This window comes from Giesbergeria anulus, assembly GCF_900111115.1.
In the GTDB taxonomy this organism is placed as follows: Bacteria; Pseudomonadota; Gammaproteobacteria; order Burkholderiales; family Burkholderiaceae_C; genus Simplicispira; species Simplicispira anulus.
The window spans coordinates 48509-65263 of record NZ_FOGD01000009.1 but is presented as its reverse complement, the minus strand read 5'-3'; the positions used below and the strand labels follow the sequence as shown (position 1 = coordinate 65263).

Genomic DNA, 16755 nt, shown 5'->3' with positions numbered 1-16755 from the left:
CGCTAGGCAGAAAGCGCCTGCCAAAACAACCGGCACCCCGTGTGAGGGTGCGGCCATGCTTATTTGAGGACGTAGCTGGCCAGTACCGCTTGCACTTCGTAAATGTTCAGTGTCTTGTTGAACTGCTTTTGCAGCGGAACGGCTGTGCCAGAAATCCAGATTTTGAGTTCGGCATCCAGATCAAAGGTGCCCGCTGTCTCGATGCTGAAGTGGGTGATGCTTTTGTAGGGGATCGAGTGGTACTCGACCTTGCTGCCAGTCAGGCCCTGTTTGTCCACCAGCACAAGGCGCTTGTCGGTAAAAACAAAGTAATCGCGGATCAATTGGTAAGCATGTTCCACCTTCTCGCCCGGTGCCAGAATTTGGTTAAATTCTGACTGAATTTTGGTGGTGTCGATTTTGGAGGCATTGCCCAATACGCCGTCAAAGAGTCCCATGGTGTTGTTCCTTGTGGTGGAGATGAGTGCAGGTTTTTAGCGCAAGCCCGGTGCATGGGGGCCGGGCGCATGAGAGCCAGCCTCCAAGGCATCAATAGGGGCCAGTGCGCGCAAGACCATACAAAACGGCTGCACACAGGCGGTTTCGCCTTGGTAAGGGCAGCCGGGGGTATCACACAGGGCAGCGCTGGCATGCACCATATCTTCTTCTTCATGCCGCACATGGCCGCTGGCCTGTAGCGTGGCCATTTGTAGCCAGGGGTCTTGGCGTAGGTGCAAGGCGCTGGCGTGGTGACCATACAGTGCGTTAGCTTGGGTGCTGGCCGATGAGCGCAGCAGGGGCTGGAACTCCAACAACAGCAGCGCGCTGGTGCGCATTCCGGTCATGCCGGGCGACTCCAGCGCCAGTGCTACCGTGCCCGATTGCAGGCTGGCCGATGGGCCAGCAAACAGGGCTTGCAGTGGGCGCTGTGCCGCTGCTGCGCTAGCCTCTGGAGCGGGTAGTGGGTTGCTGCCTATCCAGCCATCACCGGGGCGCGATGGCATGGCAGCGGCCTGTGCCTGTGCCCAAGCACGTAGCCAAGGCACAGGCACCCGCAAGGTCACAGAGACACCGCGTGGCCCCTCTCTGGTTTGCACAATGCCTTGGTGTACCAGCCAAGTTTGCAAAGGGGCCAAGTCCGGCTCACCTTGGGCCGGTGGTTGCGGATCGACCACCGGCACCAATGCGGCGGGCCAGTGCTGGGCGGCCAGCACCCGCTGCGTGCCCAGCGATGCGGTGGCTTGCTGCACCAGTGTTTGCACTAGGGCGTACAAAGGCTTGCCCACCCCTTGGGACGGCCAGTGCATTGCAGGTGTGGCTACGCTTTCTGCCTCGGTGGTGCTGGTGGTTTGGTTGGTGGTTGTGGCCCCAAAATGGCCTGCCAGCGCGGGCAACTGTGCTCGGCCACCGCCATAGGTTTGCACCAAGGCATGGGCCGGTAGCGATGGGTTGCTGTTGGCAGGTACCGCCGGGGCTGGGGCCGTGGTGGGTGGTGTCTCCAGAGCCGCAGGCACTACCGATGGTGTTGCTGGCCCTGTGGGTGCGGGTGTTACCGCTGTTGGCATGGCTGGTGCTGGCGTGCCAGTTTGCGTGGATGTGCCCAGCGCCTGCAACAGGGTATTTTGGTTTTGCAAGGCAGCCGCCGCTTGCCCCAGACTCTGGCGTCCCTGCGCAGAGATATGCACCAGTGCCCCTTCTGTGGGCGGGGGCGCTGGCAGGGCGGCGGCTGGGGCCGCTACCACCCCTGCCTGTGCTTCACGCAGCAATGGGGGGCCTTGACGGGTTTGCGCCGCACCGGGCAAGGCCGCCGCAGGGGGCAAAGGGGAGTCCAAATGAACAGTCATAGCTGCCATTGAACCGCAAATGGCTGCCGGGCATTCCAGCAAAAAACAGGGCAAAAGAGACCTGAGCACCTACGCTGGTGTGGCCACCGGGCGGCCTCAGCGGCGGAGAAGCGGCGGGTTGCTGCCTTGGCCCAACTTGAACACCCCGACCGCCTGCACCAGATCCTGTGCCTGCCCCTTCAGGCTGGCGGCGGCGGCGGCCATTTCTTCAACCAATGCGGCATTTTGCTGGGTAGCTTGGTCCATCTGCGTCACCGCACCACTGACTTGCGCCACTACGGTGTTTTGCTCGGAGGTCGCGGTGTTGATGTCGGCCATCAGTGCCGTGACATGGCCGATGCTCTCGACCACCTCGCTCATGGTGAGCCCAGCCTGATCGACCAACACTGTGCCCTGCTCCACACGTTCCACACTGGTGTTGATCAGTGCCTTAATCTCTTTGGCGGCATGGGCGCTGCGTCCGGCCAGACTGCGCACCTCTGAGGCCACCACGGCAAAGCCCCGGCCTTGCTCACCAGCGCGGGCGGCTTCTACGGCGGCATTGAGCGCCAAAATATTGGTTTGAAAGGCAATGCCATCAATCACGCCGATGATGTCAGAAATCTTGCGTGAAGACTCGTTGATGCCTTTCATGGTCTCCACCACTTGGTTGACCACATCGCCGCCTTGTTGCGCCACGATAGAGGCGTTTTTGGCTAAATTGTTGGCTTGGTGGGCATGGTCGGTGTTGTCTTGCACCGCTTTGCCCAGCAAGCCCATCGACGCAGCGGTTCTGTCTAATGCGCTGGCTTGCTCTTCGGTGCGAACCGAGAGGTCGATATTGCCTTGGGCAATTTGCGCACTGGCAGTAGCCACCCCTTCGGCGTTTTGGCGCACCGCAGCAATCATGGTGATGAGCGCATGATCTGCTTGGTGTAGGTCGTGCATCAGCTCGGCAAATTCATCATGGGTCAGGGCTTGGGGCACTTGGCCCAAGGTGCCTGTGGCAATAGCGCGTACCGACTCGCTGGCTTGCACCATGCCTTGGTGGATGCCCAAGTACATGCCGATGTACAGATACACCGAGACCAATGCCGTCAGGGCGAGGGCAGCAGCCATCAGGTTGCGTTGGAAGGAGGCCTGCGTGATGTGCTGGGTCAGCAGGTCATCCATCGCTAAACGGTTTTGTTCCACCAAGGCCCAAGCCGCATCTACCGTGGCTTGGGCTGCCTGTCCCGCTTGGGTTTGATCGATGCTGATGCTGTCTGCATTGGTAAAGTGTTGGCGGACAAAAGCCAGATACTCCTTGGAGCTGCTTTTGAGGGTGGCAAAGTTTTGGCCTAGGCGCTTTTCTAGCGCTGGGCTGGCCTTCATTGACTGGCCCAACATGTTCTCGACTGTGCCAAAGGTATCGCTCAGTCGCGCCTCGGTCACCTCATAAAACACCTTGTCTTTAGGCGTGATGTTCCCACGGGCGATGTTCAGTGTGGAATAGGCAGCAATGCGCACTGCAATTCCTGCTGTGCTGGGGGTGTTGTTGAGCAGGGGGTAGCCCAAGTAAAACAATTCCAGATCAGACTCTAACGACACCCCAGAGCGGTCGCCCATATCGCGCATAAAAGCGTACAGGCGGCCATACTCCGGTGCATGGGCGGCAAATGCCTTTTGCGCAAAATCGGCATTGAGTGGCAAGGCATCCACATTTTTTTGCAGCTCTTGCCAGCCGGTGCGCAGGCCACGGGTCGGCTCTTGCATGTCAAACCACGGCTGTGCCTGTACCACGGCCTGCTCAATCTCGGTCAGTTTGCGCTCTACCACGGCGGCCTGCTGGCGAAAGCGCTGGCGCACGCTTTCATCGCCGGGGGCTGCAGTGATGGCAATGCGCCTACTCTCAATCAGCACCTTGTTCCATTCGACCAGATGGGCCATCAAGCCTACGGCGGTGCGCTGTGCCATGAGCTGCTGCACCCGATGGTGCAGGTCATAAACTTGGAGAGAACCAAGGTACAGCAACAAGGCAAAGGTCACCAGACCGGCCAGTGCAAATTTGAAGCCAAAGCGAAGTCGGCCCATTAAGGCGATCGCAGGTAGAAAAAATGAAGTCATTGTGAGCGGGTGGGATCAACCAGATCCCTTGCATCCATTGGAACTTTCAATGTACCCAATGGGCGCTGGGGGAGCCATACACAACCCCATGTATGGCAGTCGGTCAATCCGCGTCAAAGTAGCAATTGGCTACCACTGATGGTATAGCGATAGAAATTATCTTCAAACCACACCGACCACACTCAAGCGCTTCAGTGCATTCCAGCAAAGCCACATGCGCTTGGCCCACCGGGGTGGCTGCAACTGCCACACGGGCTGGCAGGCAATGGCACCGTCCGGGCAGCCTCGCTGGTGGTGGCAAACACCGACAGTTGCTTTTCTAACTGTTGCGACTGGCAACGGGGGCAGGCCGGTACGGTGTTTGAGCGCACCAGCGTTTCAAAGGCGTGGCCGCAGTCTTGGCAGGCATATTCGTAGATGGGCATGGGGTAATCCTGTAAAGGCTTAAAAAAGTGCTATTTTCCGCAGCGGCTGATTACCGGCCCCACACTGGGCACAAGGCGAGCGCAGCGCACAATAGCGCCATTGTCTGCCACCGCTACACCCACAAAGGCTTCTCTCTTGTCCGCTGCACTTTCGGTCTTAAACCGCACTTTTGGCTACCCGCAGTTTCGCGGCCCACAACAGGCCATCGTTGAGCATGTGATTGCTGGTGGCGATGCACTGGTGCTCATGCCCACGGGCGGCGGCAAATCGCTGTGTTATCAGATACCGGCCATCGTGCGCCAGCAGCAGGGCCAAGGCTTGGCTATTGTGGTGTCGCCGTTGATTGCTCTGATGCACGACCAAGTGGGGGCTTTGCACGAGGCAGGGGTCGAGGCCGCCTTTCTCAACTCCACACTGGACTGGCAACAGACGCAAGAGGTGGAGCAACGCCTGCGCACTGGTGCTATCACCTTGCTCTATGCTGCCCCGGAGCGCGTGAACACGCCGCGCTTTCTGGCCTTGCTGGATGCCTTGTACCAGCAGGGTGGTTTGGGCCTGTTTGCTATTGACGAGGCCCATTGCGTCAGCCAGTGGGGGCATGATTTCCGGCCCGAATACCGTGCCCTGAGCGTGTTGCACGAGCGCTACCCAGCCGTGCCACGCATCGCCCTGACCGCTACCGCCGACGCCTTGACCCGCGCCGACATCATTGAGCGGCTGCAACTGCAAGAGGCGCGCCTGTTTGTCAGCAGTTTTGATCGGCCCAATATCCGTTACACCATTGCCGAAAAAGGCAAAGATGTCACGGGCCAGTTGCTGCGCTTTATCAAAGAAGAACATGCAGGCGATGCCGGGGTGGTTTATTGCCAGTCGCGCAAGCGGGTCGAAGAACTGGCCACCGTGCTGGCCAACGCGGGCATTGCTGCCCTGCCCTACCATGCCGGTTTGCCTGCCGAGCTGCGCCAAGCGCACCAAAACCGCTTTTTGCGCGAGGACGGCATCGTCATGGTGGCCACCATTGCTTTTGGCATGGGTATCGACAAGCCCGATGTGCGCTTTGTCGGCCATGTGGACATGCCGAAAAACATTGAGGGCTATTACCAAGAAACGGGCCGAGCCGGTCGCGACGGGCTGGCCGCCCATGCGTGGATGGCCTATGGCCTGAGCGATGTGGTGAACCAGCGGCGCATGATTGACGAAAGCCCCGCCGCCGACGAGTTCAAGCAAGCGCTGCGCGGCAAATTAGAAGCCCTGCTGGCGCTGGCCGAGGCCACCGATTGCCGCCGCGTGCGCCTATTGGCCTATTTTGATGAAGCCTCCACGCCTTGCGGCAATTGCGACAATTGCCTGCACCCGCCCGAAGTCTGGGACGCCACCGACTGCGCACGCAAGCTGCTATCGACCATCTACCGCATCCAACAGGCCAGCGGCCTGAACTTTGGCACCCAGCACACCTTAGATGTGCTGCGCGGCAAAAGTACCGACAAAATTGTGCAACACGGGCACGACAAACTCTCCACCTTTGGCATGGGGCCAGAATTTAGTGAGTTGCAATTGCGCGCTGTGCTGCGCCAACTGCTGGCCACCGGTGCCGTGGGGCTGCACAAGGTGCAACTGGACAACGGCCACAGCTTTGACACCCTGTGCCTGACCGATGCCTCACGTGCGGTATTGCGCGGTGAGCAGCCTGTGCGCTTGCGCGCCTCAGTGGCGGCTCCTGCCGGCCCGCGTGAGCGCCGCCAGCGCCGCCCGGCGGCGAGCCTGCCCCCGGTAGCCGAGGGCTTAGACCAAGCCGCCTTGGCACGTTTTATCAATCTGAAAGCGTGGCGTGCCGAGGTGGCACGCGAGCATGGCCTGCCCGCCTATGTGATTTTTCATGATGCCACGCTGGCGGCCATCGCGCAGCAACAGCCGCACACGCTGGCCGATTTGCAAGGCATCAGTGGCATGGGGGCCAAAAAGCTGCAAGCCTATGGCGCTGAAGTGCTGCGGGTGTGCAGCTAGCACCGGTTTAACGCAAAATTTCAGGCAGCTCGATTTTGACTTCGAGCACTTCGAGGTTTTCTTGGCGCTCCAGATGCACTGTGATGTCATCCAAGTCAATCGAGACGTACTTGGAAATCACCTCCAGCAACTCGCGCTGCAAGGCGGGCAGGTAGTCGGGCATGGCGGCGTTGCGTCCAGTGCGCTCGTGCGCCAAAATGATTTGCAGGCGCTCGCGCGCCACATTGGCGGAGGTTTTTTTCTCCCCCAAAAACAAGGTCAGCAAAGACATGTGCTGCCTACCTCCCGCCAAAGATGCGCTTAAAGAAGCCAGGCTTTTGCGCATCGGTAAAGCGCATAGCCTTGTCCTCACCTAAGAAGCGTGCCACGACGTCGTGGTAGGCCTCTGCCACATCGGTGCCCTTGAGGTGAATGGCGGGCAGGCCCTGATTGGACGCTTGCAGCACCTCTTCAGATTCGGGCACCACGCCAATCAGCGGAATACGCAAGATGTCTTGGATGTCGGTGATGGACAGCATGTGGCCGTCTTCTACCCGATTGGCGTCGTAGCGGGTGATGAGCAGATGCTCTTTGATTGGCTCGCCACCATCGATGGCGCGCTGCGTTTTGCTGCCCAACATACCCAAAATGCGGTCAGAGTCGCGCACCGAAGAGACCTCAGGATTAGTGACCACCAATGCCTCATCGGCAAAGTGCATGGCCATCAGGGCACCGGTTTCGATGCCCGCCGGAGAATCGCAAATGACATAGGCAAAGCCCATATCGGCCAAATCTTTCAGCACCTTGCCCACACCTTCGAGGGTCAGGGCGTCTTTGTCGCGCGTTTGTGAGGCCGCGAGAATAAACAGGTTGTCGCAGTTTTTGTCTTTGATGAGCGCTTGGCTGAGGTTGGCCTCGCCTTGGATGACGTTAATGAGGTCATAGACCACACGGCGCTCACAGCCCATGATGAGATCAAGGTTGCGCAGCCCGACATCAAAGTCTATGACAGCGGTTTTGTGGCCGCGCATTGCGAGACCAGAAGAAAATGCGGCGCTGGTGGTGGTTTTTCCGACACCCCCCTTGCCCGAGGTCACGACAACAATTTTGGCCATGGATTGCAATTCCTGTGCGATATGTGAGATTCTGATCTGGACTCAAGCCGTAGGGCTGTGCGCTGCCGGTGCTCAGAGGGGTTCGATGAGTAATTTTTCGCCATCAAGCCGTACTTGGGCCGGTTTGCCCACCACATCAGCCGCGATGGCGACCTCAGTGGTGCGGTAAATGCCTGCGATGGAAATCAGTTGGGGGTCCATGCAAGTGGTAAAAATGCGTGCTCCGGTATCGCCCCGCGCCCCGGCAATGGCTCGCCCACGCAGCGGTGCATAGACATGGATGTTGCCGTCGGCAATGACCTCGGCCCCAAAACTGACCATTGCCAACACCACCAGATCGGCACCGCGTGCATACACCTGTTGGCCCGAACGCAAGGGCTTGTCTACCACCACGGTGGGCACCCTAGGGGCAGGGCGTATTACCTCGACTTCATGCACCACCTCATGGATGATTTCACGCACCTCAGGCGGGGTTGGGGCGCGCGTGGGCGGTGCATCAGGGGCCGCTACCAGCCCCACGCTACGAGCGGCGGCCATTTGTACGGCGCTACCACCGCGTACGGCTACCGGCACGGTGTGGTGCTGGTGCAGTAAACGGGTGAGCGCCGCAAAATCGATAGGTGCGGGGTCTTCACGCACACCGGTCAGGTCAATCAGCACCGGGTCGTTGTCAAAAAAATCCGGGTCGGCGGCCAAGCGCTGGGCCAGTTCGGCAGCCAGTACCCCGACATCGGTGCTCTTGAGCATTACGGCCACAACGGGCAGTAAAGCGCTCTTGAGGTCAAAGCTGGAGCGGTTTTGCACCGCAGTGTCTATGGCCATGGGCGAGAAGGGTTGAAGAGGAGCGAAAAAAGCGCGCGTCCGTAAGCTGGCAAGTGTACCGCGCACGCCTACCGGATGCACCCGTCTGGCGCTGTCTGTTGCAAACGGCAACACAGCGATTGCACGGTAAAAGGGCGGGAGATTTCTTTTTTTATACCCATAGTTTGCCCCACAATGTGCAAACCCGGCCTTGCGGCACTGCGCCGCCACCGGCCAAGGCTTCTTCTTCATCCAGAAAGACCAACCGCATGATTGCACTGAACCATACCCACGATTCCGCCGCCCGCAGCTGGCTGGCTTCGGCCAATGTGCCCGGCTGTGATTTTCCGATCCAGAATCTGCCTATTGCCGTCTTTCGCCATTTTCGCGAAGATGAGGCGTTTCGGGGGGGCATTGCGATTGGCGACCAAGTGATTGATTTGGCACGCGTGGTGGTGGTCGGCTGCTTAGAAGGGCGCGCTGCTGAGGCCGCCTTGGCTGGTGCGTACCATAACCTTAATGTGCTGATGGCCTTGGGGCCTGATGCTTGGCAGGCGCTGCGCCACGGTTTGTTTGATCTGCTGAAAGAAGGGGCCGAAGGCCCCAACGTAGATGCCCTGCGCACCTGCCTGATCCCGCAAGTGGCAGTCGAATACAACGTGCCCGCCCAAATTGGCGATTACACCGATTTTTACACTTCGGTTCACCACTCGGCCAATATTGGCAAAATTTTGCGCGGTGACAACGGCACCGATCCGGTACTGCCCAATTTCCGCTGGATTCCGGTGGGCTACCATGGCCGCGTTTCTAGCATTGGCGTGAGCGGCCAAGAGTTCCGCCGCCCACTGGGCCAATCCTTGCCTGCTGGTGCTACCGAGCCAGTATTTGGCCCCTGCAAACGCCTAGACTATGAGCTGGAACTGGGCATTTACATTGGCGCAGGCAACGATCTGGGCGATGCCGTGCCACTGGCCGAGGCTGAACAACATATCTTTGGCTTGTGCCTGCTCAACGATTGGTCTGCCCGCGACATCCAAGCCTGGGAATACCAACCCTTAGGCCCCTTCTTGTCCAAGAACTTTGCTACCACGGTATCGCCTTGGATTGTATCGATGGAGGCGCTGGCCCCCTATCGCCAAGCGTGGACACGCCCTGAGGCTGACCCCAAGCCCCTGCCCTATCTGGACGATGCCAGCAACAACGCTGCGGGTGCATTGGATATCCAACTGGAAGTGTCCATTGATACCCCCCAGCGCCGCGCCGCCGGTGCGGCCCCGGTGCGGGTGTCGCAAACCAGCTTCCGTCACCAGTACTGGACAGCAGCGCAAATGCTGGCCCACCATACCGTGGGCGGCTGCAACCTGCAACCGGGCGATTTGCTGGGTACTGGCACCATCTCTGGCCCCACTGCCTCTGAGGCGGGTGCCCTGATTGAGCTGACCAAAGGGGGCCGTGAACCCATCACCCTGAGCGGCCCCGGCGCCCCCGATGAGCAACGCAGCTTTTTGGAAGATGGCGATACCGTCATTTTGCGCGGTTGGTGTGAAAAGCCCGGTGCAGCGCGCATTGGTTTTGGCGAATGCCGTGGCACGGTGCTGCCTGCACGCAACGCTGCGTAATCGCTTGGTAGCTTAAATCCCGCTGCCGCCGCCTGCGCTGCCCACGCCAAGATATTGGCGACGGCGGCACAAGCGGCGGCTTTGCCATTTTTCATCTGCTCAAAAGATAGGCCCCGCCACCATCCGGCCATCGCTCCACATCATGAAAATTCAATTGCTGTCTGATTTGCACCTAGAGGTGCACCCCCATTGGATGCCAGAGCCTGCACCAGGAGCCGATGTGCTGGTGTTGGCGGGCGATGTCGGCTCGTACCAGCGCGGCTCGCTGTTGGCCGATGAGGATTTTGGGTTGGCGCGTTTTTCTCCACTGCCGCAGTTTGCGGGCTGGCCGACGCCGGTGGTGTTGGTGCCGGGCAACCATGAATACGACGGCCAAGACTTTGATGCCGCCCAAGAGCGCCTGCGCCGCACCTGTGAGCGGCTGGGGCTGATCTGGCTGGAGCGCGAAACAGCGGTGCTGGACGGGGTGCGCTTTGTTGGCACCACGCTGTGGAGCGATTTTGATGCGCTGGCGCTGCGTGATGCACAAGCCCCTTTGACCCAGCAGTTGCGCCAGCGCCAAAAAGCGTTCAGTGCGGCCAATTTTTATCTGCGCAAAACGGGCACCACTTGGCGTGGGCAGCCTTTTTTGGCGGCCCAAGTGCGCGAGCAAGCCTTGCAATGCCAGCAGTGGTTGCAGGCAGCACTAGAGCAGCCCTTTGCTGGCTCGACGGTGGTGGTTACGCACTTTGCCCCCAGCCTGCAAAGTGCCGATCCGCGCTATGGCTTGGTGCCGGGCACAGCGGGCTTTTGCAATGCGCTGGACGATTGGTTGCCGCATGCACAGGCTTGGCTGCACGGCCATCTTCACGCCTCTTGCGATTATTTAGCCCAAGGCGTGCGGCCCGATGGCCAGCCTTGGCAATGCCAGGTGGTGGCCAATCCGCTGGGTTATGCCCGTAAAGGTGAGCAGGATACCTTTCAACCCCACTATTGCGTCACCGTATGATGGCTGTTACCTTCGCTTTTACTGACAAGGAGCACAAGCATGAACATTCTGTTGGCCGTAGATGGCAGCCCCTTCACCAAAAAAATGCTGGCCTATCTGGCCGCCCATGAGGAGTTGCTCGGCACCAGCCACCACTACACCGCCTTGACGGTGCAGCCGCCTTTGCCTGCCCATGCCCGTGCTTCCTTGAGCAAAGAGCTGGTAGAAGAATACTACGAAGACGAGAACCAGAAGGTACTCGATCCCGTGGTCAAGTTCATGGCTACCAAGGGTGTGGCACTCCAGACCATCAGCAAGGTGGGCTATATTGCAGAGACCATCGCGGAGGTAGCCTCGCAAGACAAGCAATTTGATTTGCTGGTGATGGGCTCGCACGGCCACGGTGCCTTGGCCACGTTGGTGATGGGATCGGTGACTACCAAAGTGCTGGCACAGAGCACGGTGCCGGTATTGATTGTGCGTTGATCGAGTGTTGGAGCATTTGCTGTGGCGCTTGGTAGCAGGCAGCCACTGCCACAGTGGATAGGAGAGCAAAGATGCACACGGTATGGTGCAGGATGTCTAGGGCTGCCACCGACTTGAGAGGCCGTGGGGTTGGTATGGCATGGTTGGCGCTGGCGCTGGTGGGTTGTGGCTCTGCGCCGCCAGCGGTGCCGCCACCTGTGGCTCGCCAAGGCATCCACACCCCCCCCAGCCCAACGCCAGCGCGGCTATCGCCAGAGATGGCGCACGATATAGCCATCCATGCGCTGGGCTTGGTAGGCACCCCCTACCGCTATGGTGGTAACACGCCCGATGGCGGCTTTGACTGCAGTGGCCTGATTGGCTATGTGTACCGCGCCCGCATGACCGTAGCACCGCCACGCACCGTGGCACAACTGGCGCAGTGGGCGCAGCCGGTGCCCCTAGAGGAACGGCGCACCGGCGATTTGGTACTGTTTGGCCAAGGAAGTAGTCCAAGCCATGCTGGTATTTATGTGGGACAAGGCCGATTTGTCCATGCCCCCTCTACGGGTGGGCAGGTGCGGCTTGACCATTTGCAATCGCGCTATTGGGCTACGCAGCAGGTAGCATTCTTGCGGCCCTGAGGTTGGCAGGCTTTGCTACAGTGAAACTTGTTTTTTCGCACGGAGAAGTGCGAATTATTTGCATAAAATGCCACTCTCACCGTTCAGGGCCGATAGGCCCGTTTGTTATTTGATGGGTAACAAATACGGTTAACCTCTCATCGTACCATTCTGCTGTTTGCAATATGGCATGGTGCATGTAGTATCTGGGCACGTTGCGCGCTAAAAAAGACGTGGCTGCATCTATGTGCCCTTGTGTTCCACTGTCCGCTCGCCATTGCATTCATGCCAAGGTTTTTGTCTTACCTGTTGCGTTGCGCTGTGCCTAAGCTCTTGGGAGGGCAGGGGTGATGTCGCGCCCCGTCGCCACTGCACACCCTCTGAGCACCGCAGCCCAGCGCCAGCAGGCGTTGCAGGCTTACGCCATTCTTGATACCCCTGAAGAAGAGCCATTTGACCAATTGGCGGCATTGGCGGCACATATTTGTGCCACGCCGATGGCATTGGTTAATTTTGTCGATGACCGTCGCCAGTGGTTCAAAGCCCGCATTGGCGTAGCGCTGCACCAGACCGATTTGGCGGTGGCCTTTTGTCGGCATTGGATAGATGGCCGCAACGAGGTAGTTGAGGTACCTGATGCCACTCAGCACCCCTTGTTCAAAGACAACCCGCTGGTCACGGGGGCACCCCATATCCGTTTTTATGCCTGTGCCCCCCTGCTGACCCCCGATGGCATTGCCATTGGCACCCTGTTGGTGATGGACACCCGCCCTAGGGTGCTAGACCTTAGCCAGCGCGCTGCCTTGCAAATGCTCGCCAGCCAAGTCATGGCACAACTGCAATTGCGCCGCCAGCACCAAGCCCTGCGGTTAAGTGAGGAGCGTTTTCACCTCGTGGCCAATGCCACTGCTGATACCGTCTGGGACTGGGATGTGCGCACCAGCAAAATCTGGTGGAGCGACTCCTTTCGCCCCCTGTTTGGTTTGTCTTGTGAGCAGTCTATGCCCGATGCCGATGCTTGGGCGCAGTATGTCCATGTGCAAGAGCGCTCGCGGGTGGTCAAGGCGCTGTATGCCGCCATCCAAGGCCAAGAGAGCACTTGGGCTGCTGAATACCGCATTGTGCGTGCTGATGGCCAGACCATCTGGGTACAAGACCGGGGCTTTGTCATTCGGGATGAGACGGGCCAAGCACTGCGTATGGTGGGTGGCATCCGTGACATCAGTGCTGACAAGCAGGCCCACCTTGATGCCCTGCATGAAGCCCACACCCAAGCCGCCTTGGTGCAGGTGCAGCAACGCATGGCGGCCCAAGAGTGGAGCCAGAGCGCTCTGCTGGACTTGGTAGCGCAGGCCACTTTGGATATCACCGGCGCGCGCAGCGCCACGGTTGAATTGTTGGAGGGCGAGCAACTCATCACCCAAGCGCGGGCCGGGCGTGATGCCCCGCCGCTGGGCCGGGCCATGCCCCTGCGCCAGTGCGCTGCTTGGCAGCGCCTGCTCGATGGTCACACCGTGCAATGCAACCCAGCCAGTGGCCTGTGCGACGACGTGGGCGCGCTGCATGGTGATGCCGCAGTGCGCTCTACCTTGGTCACGCCGCTGCGCATTGAAGGCCAAGCTGTGGGTTTGCTGCAAGCGAGCGCCCAGCACGGCCAAGGTTTTATGGCCCGTGATGCCGCCCACCTGCAAATGCTGGCTGAATCCTTGGGCGCTTTATTGCATTTGCGCCAAGTGGCGGCGCAATTGCGCGCCTCTGAGCAGCAATACCGGCTGCTGTTTGATTTTCATCCGCAGCCTATCTGGATTTATGCACTGGATGAGCGCCTGCGTATTTTGGCTGTCAACCAAGCCATGCTGGCGCTGTACGGTTACACCGAGCAAGAGCTGCTGGGCATGACGATGGCCGATCTGTGGCTGCCTGAGCAACGGGCGCAATTTCGCGCTGAGGTGCTCGCTTTGGGCGAAGGCACCGGGCGGCGCAGCCTGCACCACCGCCATGTGCGCAAAAATGGCGAGCTGATCGATGTGGAAGTGGCCTCGCGCACCATTACCTTCAATGGTGGCCCGGCGCGCCAGATCATGGCCAGCGACATCACCGACCGCCTCAGCGCCGAACGCGAACTCATCCGCCTAGGCCGTGCGCAGCAACTGCTGGGGGCCTGCAACGAAGCCATGGTGCGCGCCACCTCTGAGCCTGACCTGCTTGAGGCCGTTTGTCGTATTGCCGTGGAGATTGGCGGCTACCGTTTGGGCTGGGTAGGTTTTGCCCGCGACGACGCCGCTAAAACCATTGAGTTGGTGGCCCATGCTGGTGTCAACAACGGCTACCTTGACAACATCAACCTGTCTTGGTCGGCTACTGACCCACGCGGCCAAGGCCCCTCCGGCGTGACGGTACGTACCGGCCAGCCGGTGATTGTGCAAGACGTGCGCAGCGAACCCGTCTATGCCGAGCTGTCTGAGCGCCTGCTGGCGCATGGTTTTCATGGCGTCATCAGCCTGCCACTGCACCACGGCGAGCGCACCTTTGGCCTGCTCTACCTGTATGCCCCAGAGGTGCTGCACATCAGCACCCAAGAGTCACGCCTGTTGCAAGACTTGGCCAACGACTTGGCCTTTGGCATTACCAGCTTGCGTGCGCGCAAAGAGCAGCAACGCCTGCACGCCTCGGTGCTCAAAGTGGCTGCCGCCGTCTCTACCGCCACCGGCACCGAATTTTTTGTGCAACTGGCCAGCCAAATGGCCGAAGTGCTTGATGCCCAAGTGGGTTCTGTAGTGCGCCTGTTGCCGCAGCAGTATGACAAACCGGCCCGTGTCAGCTCTTTGGCGGTGGTCATCAATGGCCAGTTGCTGCCATCGACGGAATACACCCTTGAAGGCACACCCACCATGAAGCTGCTCACGCAGCGCCAATACGTGCTGCCACAGGGGGCCAGCGAGAGCTACCCCCACTCTCCAGTGCTGGCAGGGATGGTGCAGGCCCAAGCCTATGTCGGCCAGCAACTGTGCGACAGCTCCGGCGACACCATTGGCATGATCTTCGTGCTGTTTACCAAGCCGCTGGCCGATCCCGATTTTGTCATCTCTACGCTGCAAATTTTTGCTGCCCGCGCTTCTGCCGAGATTGAGCGCCAAGTTTCGGACACACGCATCCGCCAACAGGCATCGCTGCTGGACAAGGCCCAAGATGCCATCATCGTCCACGATCTAGAGCACCACATTACCTACTGGAACAAGAGTGCCGAGCGCGTTTATGGGTGGCCGCAGTGGCAGGTGCTGGGGCACTCGATAGTCTCGCTGCTCTACCAAGACCCTACCCTGTTTTACCGCGCCTCTGAAGCTGTGCTCACCCAAGGTGAATGGGCCGGAGAAATTGTCCAGCACCACCGCGACGGCCACGCTATCGACATTGAAGGCCGCTGGACGTTGGTGCGCGGTGAAGACGGCCAGCCTGAGTCCGTCTTGGCCATTCATACCGATATCCGCCAGCGCAAGGCCACTGAGCGCGAAATTCAGCGCTTGGCCTTTTACGACTCCCTCACTGGCCTGCCCAACCGGATGTTGCTGATGGATAGGATGCACCAAGCCTTGGCCGCAGCGCAGCGCAAGCATCAGGGCGGGGCGCTGTTGTTTATCGACCTCGATAACTTCAAAACCCTCAACGATACTTTGGGCCACGACAAGGGCGACCAGCTGTTGCAACAGGTGGCCCAGCGCCTGAACACCTGCGTGCGCAGCGTCGATACCGTAGCTCGCTTAGGTGGCGATGAGTTTGTGGTCATGCTTGAAGCGCTGGGGCCTGATCCCGGCGCTCTGGCCTTGAGTGCGCGCAGCGTGGGTGAAAAAATCTTGGCTACCTTGGCCGCTCCGTATGAGTTGGCGGGCTACCAGTACCGCAGCACCCCCAGCATTGGCGTTGCACCGTTCCAAGGCGATAGCACCAGTGTGGGCGACTTGCTCAAGCAGGCCGATTTGGCTATGTACCAAGCCAAAACGGCCGGGCGCAACACCCTGCGCTTTTTTGACCCGCACATGCAGGCCGTGGTCACGGCCCGCGCCGCCCTAGAGGCTGACTTGCGCAACGCCCTGACCCAAGGCCAGTTTTTGCTGCACTACCAGCCCCAAGTGAATCACTTAGACGAGTATGTGGGCGTAGAAGCACTCGTGCGTTGGCACCATCCAGAGCGCGGCATGGTCTCTCCGGGGGACTTTATTCCACTGGCGGAAGAGACCGGCATCATCTTATCGCTGGGGCGCTGGGTGTTGGCCAGCGCTTGCCAGTTGCTGGCACGTTGGCAACACCAGCCCAAGCGCTGCCACATCAACATGGCCGTCAATGTCAGCTCGCGCCAGTTTCGCAATGCAGGCTTTGTGGAAGAGGTGGCCCAGCTACTGCAAAGCACCAAGGCACCACCGCAGCGGCTCAAGCTCGAACTGACCGAAAGCCTGCTGGTAGAAGACATGGATACCACCATTGCCACCATGACAGCGCTGGGCGAGTTGGGGGTTGGCTTCTCATTAGACGATTTTGGTACCGGCTACTCTAGCCTGAGCTACCTCAAGCGCATGCCGCTAGACCAGCTCAAAATTGACCAAAGTTTTGTGCGTGACCTGCTGACCGATCCCAACGATGCGGCCATCGTCAACACCATTATTGGTTTGAGCCGCAGCTTGGGCCTGAACGTGATTGCCGAAGGGGTTGAAACCACAGCCCAGCGCGACGTGCTGCTGCGTGCGGGCTGCCAGACCTTCCAAGGCTACCTGTTTAGCCGTCCCTTGCCAGAGCTACAACTGGAAGACTGGCTGCACCAGCGTTAGCACTGAAACGCTGGTGCGTGCTACAGCG

13 protein-coding genes are annotated in these 16755 nt (G+C 59.6%); 6 read left to right on the top strand and 7 right to left on the bottom strand.

The window, feature by feature from the left end; all coding sequences use genetic code 11:
• Window positions 1-59: 59 nt before the first annotated feature.
• The 4 genes from BMX55_RS12470 to BMX55_RS12455 form a co-directional block, all read right to left on the bottom strand.
• Window positions 60-437 (bottom strand): PH domain-containing protein, encoded by a 378-nt coding sequence (locus tag BMX55_RS12470; RefSeq protein ID WP_091458203.1) that lies wholly within the window; start codon window positions 435-437, stop codon window positions 60-62.
• A gap of 36 nt (window positions 438-473) precedes the next feature.
• A complete protein-coding gene (locus BMX55_RS12465; RefSeq protein ID WP_143059672.1) occupies window positions 474-1823 on the bottom strand; it encodes a hypothetical protein in 1350 nt (449 codons plus the stop codon).
• A gap of 96 nt (window positions 1824-1919) precedes the next feature.
• A complete protein-coding gene (locus tag BMX55_RS12460) occupies window positions 1920-3875 on the bottom strand; it encodes a methyl-accepting chemotaxis protein (RefSeq protein ID WP_245751438.1) in 1956 nt (651 codons plus the stop codon).
• A 224-nt stretch (window positions 3876-4099) separates the two neighbouring features.
• Complete coding sequence (locus BMX55_RS12455) at window positions 4100-4333, bottom strand: FmdB family zinc ribbon protein (RefSeq protein WP_091458200.1); 234 nt, start codon at window positions 4331-4333, stop codon at window positions 4100-4102.
• Between the two features lie 136 nt (window positions 4334-4469).
• Here BMX55_RS12455 and recQ point away from each other — a divergent pair, with 136 nt between their 5' ends.
• Window positions 4470-6338, top strand: coding sequence for a DNA helicase RecQ (gene recQ, locus BMX55_RS12450; protein ID WP_091458198.1), 1869 nt, complete (start codon window positions 4470-4472; stop codon window positions 6336-6338).
• 7 nt (window positions 6339-6345) lie between these two features.
• On the opposite strand, the gene minE is transcribed toward recQ, so the two are convergent.
• From minE to minC, 3 genes are all read right to left on the bottom strand, one after another.
• Window positions 6346-6609, bottom strand: coding sequence for a cell division topological specificity factor MinE (gene minE, locus BMX55_RS12445; protein ID WP_091458196.1), 264 nt, complete (start codon window positions 6607-6609; stop codon window positions 6346-6348).
• Window positions 6610-6616: 7 nt separating this feature from the next.
• Window positions 6617-7432 (bottom strand): septum site-determining protein MinD, encoded by an 816-nt coding sequence (gene minD, locus BMX55_RS12440; RefSeq protein WP_091458194.1) that lies wholly within the window; start codon window positions 7430-7432, stop codon window positions 6617-6619.
• 72 nt (window positions 7433-7504) lie between these two features.
• Window positions 7505-8254 (bottom strand): septum site-determining protein MinC, encoded by a 750-nt coding sequence (gene minC / locus BMX55_RS12435; protein WP_091458193.1) that lies wholly within the window; start codon window positions 8252-8254, stop codon window positions 7505-7507.
• A gap of 248 nt (window positions 8255-8502) precedes the next feature.
• Here minC and fahA point away from each other — a divergent pair, with 248 nt between their 5' ends.
• From fahA to BMX55_RS12410, 5 genes are all read left to right on the top strand, one after another.
• The gene (fahA, locus tag BMX55_RS12430) at window positions 8503-9852 is read left to right on the top strand and encodes a fumarylacetoacetase (RefSeq protein ID WP_177172901.1); all 1350 of its coding nucleotides are present in this window, start codon (window positions 8503-8505) and stop codon (window positions 9850-9852) included.
• Between the two features lie 142 nt (window positions 9853-9994).
• Entirely contained in the window at window positions 9995-10840 is an 846-nt protein-coding gene (locus BMX55_RS12425; RefSeq protein ID WP_091458190.1) for a metallophosphoesterase, read from the top strand.
• Window positions 10841-10879: 39 nt separating this feature from the next.
• A complete protein-coding gene (locus tag BMX55_RS12420; protein WP_091458189.1) occupies window positions 10880-11305 on the top strand; it encodes a universal stress protein in 426 nt (141 codons plus the stop codon).
• Between the two features lie 134 nt (window positions 11306-11439).
• A complete protein-coding gene (locus tag BMX55_RS12415; protein ID WP_091458187.1) occupies window positions 11440-11928 on the top strand; it encodes a C40 family peptidase in 489 nt (162 codons plus the stop codon).
• A gap of 329 nt (window positions 11929-12257) precedes the next feature.
• Window positions 12258-16727, top strand: a complete 4470-nt coding sequence (locus BMX55_RS12410) for an EAL domain-containing protein (RefSeq protein WP_091458185.1) — start codon at window positions 12258-12260, stop codon at window positions 16725-16727.
• Window positions 16728-16755 lie beyond the last annotated feature (28 nt).